A 15,039-nucleotide genomic window follows, 5' to 3' on the forward strand; every position below is an offset into this window, starting at 1 on the left:
TGATGGGAACAGTGATCACCGTGATCGCCCTGCTCTTCCTGCTGTTCGTGGTCCTCGGCGCGTACGCCACGGTGAAGGCCGTCGGCGCCGCCAAACGCGGTGTGGACCGCACGATCACCCAGGCCCGCCGCACCGTGGAGGACCACACCCTGCGGGCCAAGACCTACGCCGCGTTCGGCCCCCAGGGCGAACTGGCCCAGCTCCGCCTGACGCTGCGCACCTCGATGCGGGCCACCCGGGAGGCCCTCCAGGCCGGGTCCGCGGAGGACGGGTCGCTCAAGGAGTCGCTGGGCCTCTTCGAGCGGCTCAGCGCGCACGGACACGAGCTGGACGCCGAGCTGAAGCGCCTGGAGAGCGAGCCCGACCGCGGCACCCTCGCCACCCGGCTGCCGGGACTGCGCGAGCGCACCGAGCGGATCACGCGGTCGGCGGACTCGCTGCGCTGGGCCGCCCGCGACCGGGCCCGCCGCTTCGCCGACGACGACCTGGACACCCTGAGCAGCCAGATCGACCTGGAGGCCGGCGCGCTGCGGCACTGGACGAGCGAACCGGGCCCCACCCCTTCCCGGTCCGACGCCTCCGCGACCGCTCCCGCGGACCCCGCCGGACGGACCTGGCCGGAGCCCGCGCCCGCCGAATCCCCCGAGCGGGCGGCGCGCTCCGCCATCACACCGCCCGCCCAACGCCCGGTCCACTCCTGGCAGAAGAAGCGCCGGCCCGAGAGCACCACGTGACCGCGTCGCCCCCGGCCCGGCCGCCGGGGGCCGGGCTGCCGGTCACCCCTGACGACAGGTAATCTCCAGCTCATGTCCCGCCATGTCGCGATCGTCACCGATTCCACGGCCTACCTGCCGACCCGGACGATGGAGCGCCACGGCATCACAGCGGTCCCGCTGACCGTCGTCCTCGGGGACCGGGCGCTCGAAGAGGGCACCGAGATCTCGGCCCGCTCCCTGGCCCAGGCGCTGCAGAAACGCCGCCCCGTCACCACCTCGCGGCCCAGCCCCGAGATGTTCGCCGAGACCTACCGCACGGTCGCCGCCGCCGGCGCCACCGGCATCGTCTCCCTCCACCTGTCCTCCGAGTTCTCCGGCACCTACGACGCCGCGGTCCTCGCCGGCCGGGAGGCGCCGGTGCCCGTGCGGGTCGTCGACACCGGCATGGTGGCGATGGCCCTGGGATTCTGCGCGCTGGCCGCGGCCGAGTCCGCGGAGGCCGGCGGCACCGTCGACGACGCGGTGACGGCCGCCGAGAAGCGGGCCGCCGGCACCGCGGCCTACTTCTACGTCGACACCCTCGACTACCTCCGCCGGGGCGGCCGGATCGGCGCGGCCCAGGCCCTGTTGGGGTCGGCGCTGGCGGTGAAGCCACTGCTCCAGCTCGACGACGGCCGCATCGACCTGCTGGAGAAGGTCCGCACCGCCTCGAAGGCCATCGCCCGCCTGGAGGAGATCGTGGCGGAACGGGCGGGCGCCGGCCGGGTCGACATCGCCGTGCACCATCTGGCGGCCCCCGAGAGGGCGTCGGCGCTGGCGGACCGGCTGCGCGCCCGTGTGCCGGGCCTCGCCGACCTGTACGTGAGCGAGGTGGGCGCGGTCATCGGAGCGCACACGGGCCCCGGTCTGCTCGGGGCGGTCGTGTCGCCCCGCTGAGGCGGGGCCGGGGCGGACGCGCCGTGAGAGGCCGTGCGCCCCGGGCGAGCCGACCGAAGTCCCGGGCCGACCGGGCGCCGGGGCCCGCCGGCCGCGGTCCCCGGGCCGGGCCCGCGGGGCGTGCCCGGCCGGAGGGGCACCCTCCCCTGGTCGCTCGGGCGGGTGACGGGTTTGTCCACAAGTGGGCCGTCGTCCACGGATATCGACCATGATCATCGCGAGTGGGCCGGGGTGGCGGATCCTCGGCGCATGGCACTTCGATCGAGCTCACGCATCGCCCGTTCGACCGGCGGCCCCGGCCGCGGTCCCGGTTCCGACGGCCGCAGCCGCCTGCGCCGCCCGCTCCCGCGCAGCCGCGCGCACCGCCACGACGCGTCGGCGCTCGCCCTCCGGCTCCGCGCGGAGGCGCTCCTCACCGAACGGGCCCCGGCGGACGGTCGGGTGGGGAGGCGGACGCCGGGAGCCGCGCGGGGCGGGGGAGACCCCGCGGCGGGCCCGCCGGGCGCCGCCGGGCACCCGTCCCTGCCCGGACGCCCGGCCGACCGGGCACGCGGCGGGGAGCCGGCGCCGCCGGAGCGCCCGCGGGGAGACACGGTGCGCGGGACGGGGGAACCGCCCCCGGGCGGCGGCCTCCGGGCCGGCGGCGCGGCCGGGCGCCGGGAAGATCTCCGGGCGGGGCGTGGCGGCAGGGCCGACGACGCGGAGGCCCGTCCCCCGCAGGGCCCCCCGGCCGATGGACGGGCCGGGGGAGGGGACGCGTCCGCGGGGTGCGGGGTCCGAGCCGCGGGAGCGTCGCCCGAGGCGACGCGCCGGACTCGCGCGGCCGTGTGGCCGGCCGACGCCGGGCGCCCCCGCTCGGATACCGGCATCCCGGGTGGTCCGGGCCCGGACCCGCGGCTCGCCAAGGCCCCGCCCCGCTCCGGCCGGAGCCCCGGCCCGCCGACCGCGACCACCACCCGCCCTCGGCCGTGCGCGCCCCGGCGCGTCGACCCGCGTGCCGACCCGCTCCTGCTCCCGGCAGACCCGCCGGGGTCGGCCGCCGGGCGGCGGGGCGTGTCGGCGGACGAGGTGGACGCTCCGGGTGCGGGCGCGCATGCCGGCCCCTTTCGTGGGGTGGGCGCCGGGACGGGGACGTGGTGGGAGCGGGTCGGGCCGGCCGTGCGCGAGAGGCTGCCCCTGTGGCTCCAGGCGCGCTGCGGGATCGAGCGCAGGAGCGTGGTGGCGCTGACCGTGCTGCTGGCCGGGGCGGCCCTCTTCGCCGTCCAGCACTTCTGGACCGGACGACCGCAGGCCGTGCACGCCCCGCGGGCGGTACGGGCCGCCGAGCCCTTCGAGGGCGGGAGCGCGGGAACCCCGGGGGAGGCGCCGCCCGCGACGGCGGCGCGGGGCGGTCCCGCCGGTGCCTTCGGCGCCGGTGCGACCGCCGGGAGCCGGATCGTCGTCGACGTGGGCGGGAAGGTGCGCACCCCCGGGCTCCAGCACCTGCCACCGGGCTCCCGGGTGGAGGACGCCCTGCGGGCGGCCGGCGGGGTGCGGCCCGGCACGGACACCGACGGGCTCAACCGGGCACGCCTGCTGGTGGACGGAGAGCAGATCCTCGTCGGCGCGTCGATGCCTCCGCCGGGCGCGGGCACCCCCGGCGGGGGATACGCGGCAGCCGGCTCCGCCGGGGGAGGCGGTGCGGCCGGGGCGGTGCCCGCCGCCCCGGTCGGCCTGAACACGGCCACGGTCGACCAGCTCGACACCCTGCCCGGCGTGGGTCCCGTCCTCGCCCGGCACATCATCGACTACCGCACCTCGCACGGCGGATTCCGCTCCGTCGACGAACTCCGCGAGGTGAACGGCATCGGCGATCCTACATGTAGACGCTAACCTATCGACATGACTCCAACAAGGGCCGTGCTCCTCGTTCGAATCAGCGACGACAAGGCCGGCGACGCCGGGGGAGTGGGCCGACAAGAGGCCGATGGCCGAGCCCTCGCCGCGCGACTCGGCTGGACGATTGCCGAGGTCGTTGTCGAGAACGACACCAGCGCTTACAGGCGGCGCAGGGTCCAGCTCCCCGACGGGTCGACAGCGCTCCGCACCGTGCGCCCCGCGTTCCGGGCCGCGCTGGAAAAGCTGGCGTCAGGTGAGCGGGACGGACTCCTTGCCTACGACCTTGACCGCGTTGCCCGTGACCCGCGCGACCTTGAGGACCTGATCGACGTAGTGGAGAGCCGGCGCCCCATGGTGCCGGTCGCATCCGTCACGGGATCGCTCCGGCTGGACGACGACTCGGGGATTTCCATGGCCCGGTTCATGGTGATCATCGCGAACAAGTCATCCCGTGACACCGCCCGCCGAGTCGCCAGAAAGCATGAGGAGCTGGCCGCCGCGGGCAAGCCCCCCGGCGGCGGGTATCGCGGATACGGCTTCACCGCGGCCGGACACGAGCCGATCGAGGGTGAAGCCAAGATCCTGCGGGAGATCGCCGCGCGCATCCTGGGGGACTGGGACGGCTGGACGCCCGAGCAGCGGGCCAAGGTCGACCCAGAGGCCGGGGAGTCCCTCAAATCCATTGCCACGGACTTGCGTCGCCGTGAGGTGCCGACAGTGACCGGCGCCCCGTGGTCGGACCGCTCGGTCCGCTCGGTCGTCTCGAAGCCATCCGTGGCCGGCCTGCGCGAGTACAAGGGCGAGATCGTCGCTAAGGCCGTGTGGGACGCGATCGTCCCCGAGGAGCGGTGGGAGCAGGTGCGGGCTCGGCTCGCCTCACGGAACCGCACGGTGGACCTGACGTTGCAACGCTGGCTCACCGGGGTGCTCCGGTGCTCGCGCTGTCGCTGCATGCTGCACGGCTGGTCGGGCAACAGTGGCAAGCGCTACTGGTGCCCGCCCTCGCTCGGCGGGTGCGGTAAGACGGCTGTGAAGGCGATGTTCGCCGAGGACGAGGTAGAGAGGCAGATCCTCGAACTCCTCGGCCGGCCGAAGGTGCTGCAACAGCTTCGTACGGTGGCGGACACAGAGGTGACCGACGACGCCCGCGCCGAGCTAGCCGAGGACGAGGCGCAGTTGAAGCAGATGGCAGCCATGTTCGCCCGGCGGGAGATCACGTTCCCCGAGTTTCAGGAGGGGCGGCGGATCATCGAGGGCCGGATCAAGGAGTCACGAGCCCTGCTGACGTCTCGCGCCCCGCGGGTGCTGCGTCGCCTGCTCGCCGCTGAGGACGTCGCCGCGGGCTGGTCGGAGTTGAGTCCGGCCGATAAGCGGGAGGTCGTCCTGTCGCTGATCTCCGGGTACGACGTGATGCCGCACGACCGGTCCAAGGGGAACAAGTTCGACCCCGGGCGCCTGGTGCCCTTCGAGGCGTAACGAAACCCGTAACGCAATTCGGCCCCTCCCTGCTCGGGAGGGGCCGTTCCTACTTCTCGGCCTGGAGTCGCGGCCCCGGCTCGGCGCCGGCCCGCCCCTTCACGCTCGGCCCCAGCCATCCATCGGACCGTGCGCGACCCAGCCACGTCCTGATCGTCCCCTCGGGGCGCTCGAACTCCGCGGCGAGGCGCTGTAGGGCGCCTGCTGGGCGGTCCGGAGCGGTCTCCCGCAGGTACGACACGGCTACTTGCCGCAGGAGGTCGTCAGACAGGGCTGCACGGCCCCCACGGCGGGGTGCACGCTCGGCCGGCGGGGTGCTCGGTTCGGCTGGCGCGAGGCGTGCGACGTCCGACCGGACGTGATTCAAGATCACGCCTACCGGCACCTTCCGCAGCATGCTCCCGGTGACGCCGCTCACAGCCGTTGGGTCGGCCCGTACCTCCAGACTGCTGAGGACTAGGCCGCCAGGGGAGCGGGTTGCGGTGCCCGTCGCCGTCCAATCGCCCCATCCGATCGGCTCGGTGGTGAAGCCGTAGACGTCCGGATCGTCGGTTGGCTGCACGCGCGTGGCCAGCTGCGGAGTGGAGTCGTATGCCGGTCCGAGCCGTACGACCTGCCCCTTCTTGCGCTCCTCGCTATTCGTCACGCCCCGATGGTCGCAGTGCCCATGCAGCAAGTCAACAACGCAGCTAGCAGGCATGCTTGACATGCATGTCGGTAGGCGTGCAAGCTACCGACATGACCTCAACGGTTGCGGAGAGAATCCGCTCCCTCCGAAACGTGCGCCCGGAGCTTCCGGAGCCTCCCGAGCGGAAGGCGATTCGTGAAGCCGCGGGCCTGACGCAAGCGCAGGTCGCCTCCGCCGTGGGCGTCACGGCTCAGGCGGTCGCCCTGTGGGAGTCCGGTCGCCGGACCCCTCGCGGTGCCCTGCTCGGTCAGTACGCCGAAGCCGTGCAGACCATGCGGGAACTGGCGTGAGCCGGCCTCAGCGCACCCTCGCCGACATCTACCGGGACCGCCCGCTGACCGACGCGCAGTGCCGCCGCCTGGTTGCCCTGCTCGGGCTCACGCAGCGGCGCAACCGCCGAAACGAGGACGGCGCCACGGGGGCAACCGTGACGCCGTCAGTCGAGACCACCCACCAGCAAGCCAGCTGAAAACGCGAACGGCCGGGGGGCAACCCGGCCGGCGCAGAAGGAGTTCTCATGGCCCAGATTACGGCCACCACGTCCAAGACCGCCATCCCGCCGGTCTCCGCCCTCGGCACGAACGGGCACGAGACCTACCTCGTCCGGGCCGCCGAGGACGACAAGCAGGCCGCCTACGCCAGCGCCGACCGCTACATCGCCCGGGAACACCCCGAGGTCGCCGCGTTCCTCACCGCCGACCGGGCCCGCGAGCGCACCGAGGCACTCCTCGCCACCCCGCACGTCACCCTCGTCCACGACTACGGCCTCGGCGCCTGGCGCACCACCCCGATCGAGACCGACACCCGCGAGATCACCGACGGCCCGACCGAGGACATCCCCTGGCTCGCCGCCGAGATCGTCGTCACCGACTTCCGGTCGCAGGCGCACGGCCGCCACACGCGGCTCTGGCTGCACAACAACCGACACACCGCGCAACTGACCGTCGACCAGGCCCGCGCCCGGCTCGCCGAGGCCCGCGGCTTCCTCGACCAGTTCGAGGCGCTCCTCGACCACGCGGAGACCGTCGCGGCCGGCGACTTCGAGGGGGACCCCGAGATCGCGGCAGCCGACCGTGAGGCCGAGGACCGCCGGATCAAGGCCATCGGCGAGGCGCGGCTCGCACTGGCCGCCGGCCTGCTCGCCGAGGCCCGCGGCTGATGGCCACCCGCACGGCGCCCGCCTCCAGCGCTCCGGCGCTGGGGGTGCTGGCCGTTGACCCCACCGACATCGCGGCGCTGTGGGCCAGCGCCCGCGCTACCTACCTCGCTCGCACCTTCCCTCCGTACGGCTCGCCCGCATGGCTCGCGCTGCACCCCGACGACCCGACCCGCTTCGCCGCCACCATCGACGCAGCCGAGAAGTGGCGGAAGTACGGGGACGAGGAAGGGCTCATCCGCTGGTTCCGCGAGGCCCACCACACCCGGCCCCCGATCACCTCCCGCAGGACCCTCGCCGAGAACGACGCCGCGATGGACGACGTACGGCGTAGGGCCGCGGAGATGTGGGAGCGCGAGCGGGCCGCCCTCGTACCGAATCCAAGGTGGCCGCAGGTCACCACCCCTGGCCAGGAGATCAGAGCGTGACAACCTCGTTCGACGCGACACTGTTCTGCGCACATCCGACCGGCGACGGCCGGCTGTGCGACATGACCGAGGCGACCCACCGCGAGGGTCAGCTCGGCCACGATTTCGTGGCCCCGGACATGGACCTGTGGGCCGGGGACCCGAACGTGTCCAAGACCCGCAGGAAGCGGCGGCCGGAGCCGACCACCGAGCACCGCGGTCAACTCCGCATGGCAGAACGGTTCGTCGCAGAGCACACCGACGATCTCCGTTTCGTCCACGGAATCGGCTGGCACAAGTGGGACGGAGCCCGCTGGCTCGCCGACGAGGAACGAGCAGACATTCAGGCGGCCGTGGCCACCGTCAAGGCCGCGCTCGCCAGCCTCGCCACCCTCGCCGGCATCGAGCGGGACAACCTGTACCAGGACGCGAGGAAGTCGGAGTCGGCAGCCGGCCTCGAAGGCATGCTGCGTATCGCGTCCGCGCTCCCTCCGGTCTCCACCGCGTCGAAGCGGCTGGACGCGGACCCGTATCTGTTCAACACCCCGGCCGGCACGCTCGATCTCCGCAACGGAGCGGTCCTCGACAACGACCGAGCCCACCTGATCACCAAGGTCGCGGGCGGGAAGGTCGGGGGCGGCGCGTACGACGAGTGGGAGGACTTCCTCAAGCGGATCTTGCCCGACGAGGACGTGCGCGCGTTCGTGCAACGCCTCTTCGGATACGCCCTGCTGGGAAAGGTCACCGAGCACGTCATGCCGATCTTCACCGGGACCGGAGCGAACGGGAAGGGCACCATCCGCGACGCGGTCATGTCCGCCTTCGGTGACTACGCCATCGAGATCGATCCGGCGATGCTCATGCAGGCCAAGCACGAGCGGCACGGCGCGTTCAAGATGCGGCTCCGCGGCGCCCGGCTGGCGTTCTGCTCCGAGACAGAGAAGGGCCGGAAGTTCGCTGAGGCCACGATGAAACGGCTGGTCGGTGGAGACCCCATCGAGGCGAACCTGATGCACCGGAACCCGATCACGTTCGACCCGTCCCACACCTTGATCATGCTCACGAACCATCTTCCCGAGGTCTCCGGGGATGATCCCGCGGTGTGGCGCCGGATCTTGGTCGTGCCGTTCGACGTAGTGATTCCTCCGGAGGAGCGGGACCCGGAGTTGCCCGAGAGGCTCAGGGGCGCCTCGGATGCCGTCCTCGCCTGGCTGTACGACGGCTGGCTCAGCTACCAGGACCAAGGGCTGAATCCGCCGGCCGCCGTGCGTGCCCGTACCGAGGCGTATCAGGCCGACTCGGACGCGTTGGGCCGGTTCCTCGCCGAGAGGACCATGGCCAGCCCTCACGGCTCCGTACGGGCCCGGGAGTTGTTCACGGCCTGGTCTACCTGGTGCCACGCGAGCGGATTGAAGGACGACGTGATCGGCACCGAGGTCTCGTTCGCGACGTCCATGAAGGCCCGCAACTTCGAGAAGAAGCAGCGCAGCGTCGGCGCCGTCTGGCTCGGCCTGATCCTCACCAGTCACGGTGACGACGAGGACGAGACGCCCTTCTGACCTGCATGAGTGGTGGGTTGTGGTGGGTTTCCCGGTTTCTCTACAGGCGCGTACGCGTAGCGAGTTACGGAGAACCCACCACAACCCACCACTCGCCACCCCTCGAACCAAGATCACTGGAGACGACATGTGCGAGGACCCCCACCTCTACCAGGCACTCGCCACCGCCCTGGTCGACAAATACGGCTGGGACCGAGCCGCCCTCCTCGCCACAGCCGTCCGCGGCTACGTCTACGGCCAACCCAACCCCGGCCCCTACCGCGACGACGCCGAGGCCATCTACAAGCGCCTCGGCTGGGAACAGGCCGCACTACTCGCCTGCTGGTTCCGCAACGCCAACAACCGACCCACCGACCGCAAGAGGACCCCATGACCGAATCCCACGTCGAACAGCAGGTACAAGCCCGCATCGCCGCAGCCCGCGTCAAGATCCAGGCCGCCAAGGAGCGCCGCGAAAGCCTCACCGCAGCCCGCCGCGCCGGCCTCGCCACGTGGTCTACCGGCCCACCCACGAGCCCGCCTACTGATTCATTTCCCAGGCGCCATGAATCAGTAGACGACCAGGTGACCCACTCGCCCTAGGAAATGGGTCACCTGCCAGCCCTGACCGTCGCCCCGCGGCTTGGCCCGGTCCGCACCACACGCGCGCGAGCCCACCCCAGAACGGAGCACCATGACCAACACCCCCGACCCCCGTACCCAAGTGGTCGACCTCGCGCGCGCCGGACACGGCCGGAACGAGGTCGCCCGACTGACCGGCATCCCCCCGACCACCGTCACCCGCATCGCCGCCGAGGCCGGCGTCACCTTCGACCGCACCGCCACCGCGCAGGCGACCGAGGCCCGCGTCATCGACGCCAAGGCCAAGCGCGTACTCCTCGGCGGGCATCTGCTGGAGGACATCGACCAGGCCCGCGAGCAGCTGCACGCCGCGACGGACGCGAAGGACGTGTTCTTCGCCGCGAAAGCCATCGACGCGCTCGCCTCAGCGCACGTCCGCATCGTCGGCGTGGACGGCCCCCCCGACGACACGGCAGAGGCCAAGAGCCTGCTCGGCGCCCTTCACGAGGCTCTGGTGGGGAAGTGGGACGCAGCCGAAGCCAGCCCGCAGGACGGCCAGCCGTGACCGAGGAGCACCTGACCACCGACCAACTCGGCGACCGCGTATGGGCCATCCTCGCCGCGACCGCAGAGGGCCGCGACGCCGACGTTGACGAACTCCTCGTCGCCCTCCCGTGGCCCGACTTGATCACCGTCGTATGCGGGCTCGGCGCACTCGCAACCGGCGCCGTCGCCGGACACGCCGGCATCGACCACACCACAGCCCGCGGCCGGGTAGCCGACGCCGCACGCGGGCTCCTCGCCGACCGGATCGCCCAGCGGGAACGGCCGGACCAGTGACCGACCCCGGCCCCGAGGACGTCGTCGTCTTCACCGTCCCCCGCACCGCGGCCCGCGCCCTCGAACGCATCCTCGCCGCCGGCCTCGCCGTCGCCTACCGCGCCGACGGCGGGCGACCGACCCCCGAGGCCGCACGCATCCTCCGAGAGCTGCACAACGCCGCCCACGGCCACCGCAGTTTCGCCCCCGAAACCCCGGCCGCCGCACCCACCACAGTGGACACCGGGTCAGAGGAAATGTTGGGCATGAGGAAAGCCGCCGCCGTCCTCGGGTGCACACCCCAGTACGCGCGGCGGCTCGCCCGCACCGGCCGCCTCCCGGCCCAGCGCGTCGGTGGCGTGTGGGCCGTCCGCCCCAGGGACCTCGATGCGCTCCGCTACGGACGCACGGAGGCCCCGGATGGGAAGCCAGGACCAACACCGCGAGACGCGCGCTGAGCGCTTCGCCAGACTCCGGGAGCAGGATCGGGCCGCAGCACCAGCGGTCGACCGGCAGAGGCACGTCTTCACCGCGCAGCACACCCCCGGCGCGGTCGCCCCGGACGCCGACGACGAGCAACTCGGAGGCGACGCCGCATGAGCACCGAGACGCCCGAGCAGATCCTCGCCGCCGCCGACCAGGAGGTCGAGCAGGCGGACGCGCAACTCGCCGAGCTTGAGTCCAAGGTCATCGACGGCGACACCAGCGTCAGCCCCGACGACATCGAGCAGGCCCGCAAGTCCCGGTGGTGGGCCGGCCTCCAGCGCAAGCAGGCCGAGAAGCGGGCGACCGCCCTCCGCGAGGCTGAGGCCGACCGGCAGCGCACCGACGCGATCGACCAGGCCGCCGCACAACTCGCCGGCCACCCCCTCACCGACGTGGCACGGAAGTACGAGACGGCCGCCCGTGCGCTCGCCGAACTGATCGACGCGTGCGAGACCCGCAACACCGCCATCAAGGCCGCCCACCGCGCCCTCAAGCCCTACGACGGAGACGCCCGCCTGGACCTGGCCGACGCCACCTGGGGGGCGCGTCCCTACGTCGCAGTGCGCGGGGTGCGGCACGCGGTCGCGGACTCCCTGCCCGGACCGCTCGTCCGCTACCTGGTGCAGCGTGCCGCGGCAGAGCACCCGGAGCGTCTCCCGGTCCCCGGTGGCGAGTCCGTCGGGAAGGCGATCGGTCGGGCCGGCATGGCCCGTCCGCCGGCCGCCGCGACCGGCGGATTCTGAGGCGGCCCGGTATGGCGCTGACCCTCGGGGAACTGTCGATGGTGCTGCGACTCGACGACGCCCAGTTCAACTCCCGCGTCCAAGGCGCACGCAACACCATCCAACAGGTCGGCGGCGCCATGGACACCACCGGCCAGAAGCTCACCAAGAACGTGTCCCTGCCGCTGATCGGCGTCGGCGCCACAGCGTTGAAGATGGCCGGCGACTTCGAGTCGGGCATGAACGGCGTACGCGCCGTCACCGGAGCGACCGGCGACGACTTCACCAAGATGCGCGAGCAGGCCAAGCAACTCGGCGCGACCACGCAGTTCTCCGCCACCGAGGCAGCGAACGCGATGGAGTTCCTCGGGATGGCCGGGTTCAAGACGAAGGACATCATGTCCTCGCTGCCCGACGTCTTGAACCTGGCCGCGGCCGGCAACACCGACCTGGCATCGACCGCCGACATCGCCTCCAACATCATGTCCGGGTTCGGCGTCAAGGCCACCGAGAGTGCCCGTGTCGCGGATGTCCTCGCGCAGACCATGCGGTCCGCGAACGTCGACCTGTCCATGCTCGGCGAGTCGTTCAAGTACGTCGCGCCGACGGCGAAGGCTGCGGGGTGGTCGTTCGAGCAGACCGCCGCCGCAATCGGCTTCCTCGGCAACGCGGGCATCCAAGGCAGTTCCGCCGGCACCGGGCTGAACAACATGCTCGCCACGCTCGCCTCGTCCAGCTCTGCGGGCGGGAAGAAGCTGAAGGCATTCGGTGTGGCCGCGATGGGCGCGAACGGGAAGGTCCGTCCGCTCACCGACATCCTTCAGGACCTGGTCGACAAGGGCGCCGACATCAGCGACGTGATGGGGATCTTCGGTCTGGAGGCCGGGCCCAAGCTGCAAGCGCTGATGGGGCAGGGCTCGAAGGGCTTGCAGAAGTTCACGGACGAGCTGAAGAACTCCAAGGGTGCGGCCAAGGAGATGGCCGATACCCGGATGGAGGGGTTGAACGGGTCGCTGAAGGGGCTTCAGTCCGCGTTCGAAGGACTGATGATCGCGATCGGTGACAGTGGCCTACTGGAGTTCGCGACGAAGTTCGCGGAGAAGTTGACCGGGCTGACGCAGTCGCTGGGGAAGACGAACCCGGCGATGCTCCGCGTCGGTGTGATTGTCGGTGCTGTGGCTGCGGCCGTCGGCCCGCTCCTGATCATCGTCGGGAAGATGATCAGCATGTTCGGCAGCGCGTTCGCCGCGATCGCCAAGTTCGGACGCGGCGCCGCGAAGTTCATCCGCTGGTTCGGCCGCATGGCCGCCGCCGTCGGACGCTTCCTCATCCGCCTCGCCATGGCCGTCGGCCGCATCGTCCTCGCCGGAGTCCGCATCGGCGCATCCATGGCCCGCGCCGCCCTCAGCTACATCGCCGCGTGGACACGCATGGCCGCAGCAGCCGTAATGAGCGGCATCCGCATCGCCGCCGCAGCCACCGTGTCCGCCGCGCGCACCGCAGCAGTGTGGGCCGCGTCCGCAGCCCGGATGACCGCCACCTGGCTCCTGGCCGTCGTCCGGGTCGCAGCGACCACCATCATCCAGTTCGGGCTCATGGCTGCGCGAGCAGTCGCTTGGGCAGCCACCATGGCCGCGCAGTGGCTCGTCGCGATGGGCCCGATCGGCTGGGCGATCCTCGCGGTCGCCGCGTTGGTCGCGTTGATCGTCGTGTACTGGGACCAGATCAAGGCGGCGACGATCGCGGTGTGGGACTGGATCGTCGCCAAGATCGTGTGGGCGAAGGACATGCTGGTCGCCGCTTTCATGAACTTCACCCTGATCGGCCTGCTCATCTCCCACTGGTCGTCGATCAAGTCGACGGCTGTGTCGTGGTGGAACAGCATCGTCGCCTGGGTGAAGGCGATCCCGGGCCGGCTCTACACGGCGTTCCTGAACTGGACACTCCTCGGGTTGATCATCAAGCACTGGTCGGCGATCAAGACGGCGACCGTGGTGAAGGCCCTCGAAATGATCGCGTTCGTGAGGTCGATCCCGGGGCGCATTCGCTCGATCTTCAGCGGCCTGGGGAGCATCCTCGTTGCAGCGGGCCGCAACCTGATCGCCGGACTGATCCGCGGCATTGTGTCGAAGTTCGGCAGCGTGCGGTCCGCGCTGCACAAGCTGACGGCGATGATCCCCAAGGAGAAGGGCCCGCCAGCGAAGGACGCGCGGCTCCTCACCCCGGCCGGACGCCTGATCATCGCCGGTTTCCAGGACGGGATCGCCGCGCAGGTCCCCGCACTACGACGGCAGTTGCTGGGGCTGACCCGGCAGCTGCCGGACATGGTCGGCGCCCTGAACGGGACGCCCGCGCTGGGCAGCGCCATGGGCAGCCTGATGGCAGCACCCGGGCCGGCCGCCGCAACCGCGGGAACATCTGCCGGCTCAGGTACCGCCTCGGTGCCGGGGACGACGACGCTCCGCGCGGGCGACGCGTTCGGCGAGCAGATCATCGGGCTCATCCGCAAGCAGGTCGGTATCGGTGGCGGGGACGTGCAGGTCGTCCTCTCCGGCAGGAGGTGATCGGGTGAACGGCAGGAAGGCGAAGGAGCGGCGCCGGGTGCAGCGGGAGCGGGACGTGCGTCTCCTGGCCGCTGTGCGGGCCGCCGAGCCCGTCTGGGAGCGCGACGTGCCGGGCGGCTGTGAGGTGTGGCAGCGGGGCCCGGCCGTGATGGTGGCGCCGAAGGTGCCGGCGGATGCCCCGGAGGAGTTGCGGGCCGCGGTCACGGTTCACCGTGCCGCGATCCTGGCGCTGGAGTGCCCGGGGTGTGCGGGTGACTTGCGGGTGACGGGGGCGGGGTCGGTGTTCCTGCGGCATGAGGATGGGTGTGTGGGGAGTCCGGCGCATCTGTTCGAGTTGGGGGAGCGGCTGGGCGTAGAGATTGAGCGCCGGGCGTAGATCTCGACCATGGTTGAGGTTCGAGGGGGTGCCGGTGCGGCGCCCCCTCAGTCGTGTCGATATCGACACGGTTGCCGACGACGCGACCGGCCGCGGGCGCGTGGGCGGCACAGGTGCGTAATGTTGCGCACCTCCGCGAGGTCGCTGCCCACCGCGCGCACGCGGGTGGCACGGGACACTCGCGTTATCAGAATTGATAACGCGCCTGCCCACCGCGTGTGCGTGGGCGGCACTCCAGTTGTGGGGATATCCCTACGACTGGCCCACTGCCCACTGCGCGCACGGTGGCGGCACCCTCGCCGGCCAGTCCCTCTACGGGCGCCCGGCCACGAAGCTGCCCATGCCCGCCGTGGTGGTGATGAGCCCCTCCTCGCGGAGCGCGGCCGTCGCCTTCCGCACGGTCCCGCGGGCGACGCCGAACTCGGCCTCCAGCTGCACCTCGGACACGAGAGTGCGGGGCGGAAGCTCGCCCGAGGTGATGCGGGCGCGGAGTACCTCGGCGATCTGCTCCCACTTGGGCCGGGTCGGGTCGTAGTCGGTCACCCGTCCGACTGTAGATATTCGGACGTAACAGGGCATAGAGATACATAGCCATGCCTAGGCATGGACAGGGGTGTACAGGCTGCCTACCGTGACCACAGAAAGCCCCGGCGACCGCGCGAACGGCCCCGGGGAACGGACGACTGGGTGGAGTC

The 15,039-nt window shown here is 71.8% G+C and carries 18 protein-coding genes; 17 read left to right on the plus strand and 1 reads right to left on the minus strand.

All coding sequences use genetic code 11. The annotated features are described in order from the left end of the window. The first annotated feature begins 2 nt into the window (after positions 1–2). From ACGFS9_RS21200 to ACGFS9_RS21280, 17 genes are all read left to right on the plus strand, one after another. Positions 3–734 (plus strand): hypothetical protein, encoded by a 732-nt coding sequence (locus tag ACGFS9_RS21200; protein WP_393255179.1) that lies wholly within the window; start codon positions 3–5, stop codon positions 732–734. Between the two features lie 72 nt (positions 735–806). Further along, on the plus strand, positions 807–1,652 hold the full coding sequence (locus tag ACGFS9_RS21205) for a DegV family protein (RefSeq protein WP_393255181.1): 846 nt from the start codon (positions 807–809) through the stop codon (positions 1,650–1,652). A gap of 1,158 nt (positions 1,653–2,810) precedes the next feature. Continuing rightward, complete coding sequence (locus ACGFS9_RS21210) at positions 2,811–3,524, plus strand: helix-hairpin-helix domain-containing protein (protein ID WP_393255183.1); 714 nt, start codon at positions 2,811–2,813, stop codon at positions 3,522–3,524. A 9-nt stretch (positions 3,525–3,533) separates the two neighbouring features. Further along, on the plus strand, positions 3,534–5,006 hold the full coding sequence (locus tag ACGFS9_RS21215; protein ID WP_393255184.1) for a recombinase family protein: 1,473 nt from the start codon (positions 3,534–3,536) through the stop codon (positions 5,004–5,006). A gap of 738 nt (positions 5,007–5,744) precedes the next feature. Next, a complete protein-coding gene (locus ACGFS9_RS21220) occupies positions 5,745–5,984 on the plus strand; it encodes a helix-turn-helix domain-containing protein (RefSeq protein ID WP_393255185.1) in 240 nt (79 codons plus the stop codon). Continuing rightward, positions 5,981–6,163, plus strand: coding sequence for a hypothetical protein (locus ACGFS9_RS21225; RefSeq protein WP_393255186.1), 183 nt, complete (start codon positions 5,981–5,983; stop codon positions 6,161–6,163). Before ACGFS9_RS21220 ends, ACGFS9_RS21225 begins: the two co-directional genes overlap by 4 nt. Positions 6,164–6,211: 48 nt before the next feature. After that, positions 6,212–6,853, plus strand: coding sequence for a hypothetical protein (locus ACGFS9_RS21230; RefSeq protein WP_393255187.1), 642 nt, complete (start codon positions 6,212–6,214; stop codon positions 6,851–6,853). Continuing rightward, positions 6,853–7,278 (plus strand): hypothetical protein, encoded by a 426-nt coding sequence (locus ACGFS9_RS21235; protein ID WP_393255189.1) that lies wholly within the window; start codon positions 6,853–6,855, stop codon positions 7,276–7,278. Before ACGFS9_RS21230 ends, ACGFS9_RS21235 begins: the two co-directional genes overlap by 1 nt. Next, on the plus strand, positions 7,275–8,816 hold the full coding sequence (locus ACGFS9_RS21240; protein WP_393255190.1) for a phage/plasmid primase, P4 family: 1,542 nt from the start codon (positions 7,275–7,277) through the stop codon (positions 8,814–8,816). The genes ACGFS9_RS21235 and ACGFS9_RS21240 overlap by 4 nt, the downstream gene beginning before the upstream one ends. 127 nt (positions 8,817–8,943) lie before the next feature. Continuing rightward, entirely contained in the window at positions 8,944–9,189 is a 246-nt protein-coding gene (locus tag ACGFS9_RS21245) for a hypothetical protein (protein ID WP_393255191.1), read from the plus strand. Positions 9,190–9,489: 300 nt separating this feature from the next. Continuing rightward, positions 9,490–9,942: a hypothetical protein gene (locus tag ACGFS9_RS21250; RefSeq protein ID WP_393255192.1), complete on the plus strand. Its 453-nt coding sequence runs from the start codon at positions 9,490–9,492 to the stop codon at positions 9,940–9,942. Then, positions 9,939–10,217 (plus strand): hypothetical protein, encoded by a 279-nt coding sequence (locus tag ACGFS9_RS21255; protein WP_393255193.1) that lies wholly within the window; start codon positions 9,939–9,941, stop codon positions 10,215–10,217. Before ACGFS9_RS21250 ends, ACGFS9_RS21255 begins: the two co-directional genes overlap by 4 nt. 245 nt (positions 10,218–10,462) lie before the next feature. After that, positions 10,463–10,654, plus strand: coding sequence for a helix-turn-helix domain-containing protein (locus ACGFS9_RS21260; protein WP_393255366.1), 192 nt, complete (start codon positions 10,463–10,465; stop codon positions 10,652–10,654). Then, on the plus strand, positions 10,617–10,796 hold the full coding sequence (locus ACGFS9_RS21265; protein WP_393255373.1) for a hypothetical protein: 180 nt from the start codon (positions 10,617–10,619) through the stop codon (positions 10,794–10,796). Before ACGFS9_RS21260 ends, ACGFS9_RS21265 begins: the two co-directional genes overlap by 38 nt. Then, positions 10,793–11,425, plus strand: coding sequence for a hypothetical protein (locus ACGFS9_RS21270; protein ID WP_393255195.1), 633 nt, complete (start codon positions 10,793–10,795; stop codon positions 11,423–11,425). The genes ACGFS9_RS21265 and ACGFS9_RS21270 overlap by 4 nt, the downstream gene beginning before the upstream one ends. An 11-nt stretch (positions 11,426–11,436) precedes the next feature. Then, complete coding sequence (locus ACGFS9_RS21275; RefSeq protein ID WP_393255196.1) at positions 11,437–13,968, plus strand: phage tail tape measure protein; 2,532 nt, start codon at positions 11,437–11,439, stop codon at positions 13,966–13,968. A gap of 4 nt (positions 13,969–13,972) precedes the next feature. Next, a complete protein-coding gene (locus ACGFS9_RS21280; protein WP_393255198.1) occupies positions 13,973–14,344 on the plus strand; it encodes a hypothetical protein in 372 nt (123 codons plus the stop codon). A gap of 312 nt (positions 14,345–14,656) precedes the next feature. On the opposite strand, the gene ACGFS9_RS21285 is transcribed toward ACGFS9_RS21280, so the two are convergent. Next, a complete protein-coding gene (locus ACGFS9_RS21285; RefSeq protein ID WP_393255199.1) occupies positions 14,657–14,887 on the minus strand; it encodes a GntR family transcriptional regulator in 231 nt (76 codons plus the stop codon). Positions 14,888–15,039 lie beyond the last annotated feature (152 nt).

Origin of the sequence: Streptomyces sp. NPDC048566, from assembly GCF_043199735.1 — a bacterium.
Taxonomy (GTDB): domain Bacteria; phylum Actinomycetota; class Actinomycetes; order Streptomycetales; family Streptomycetaceae; genus Streptomyces.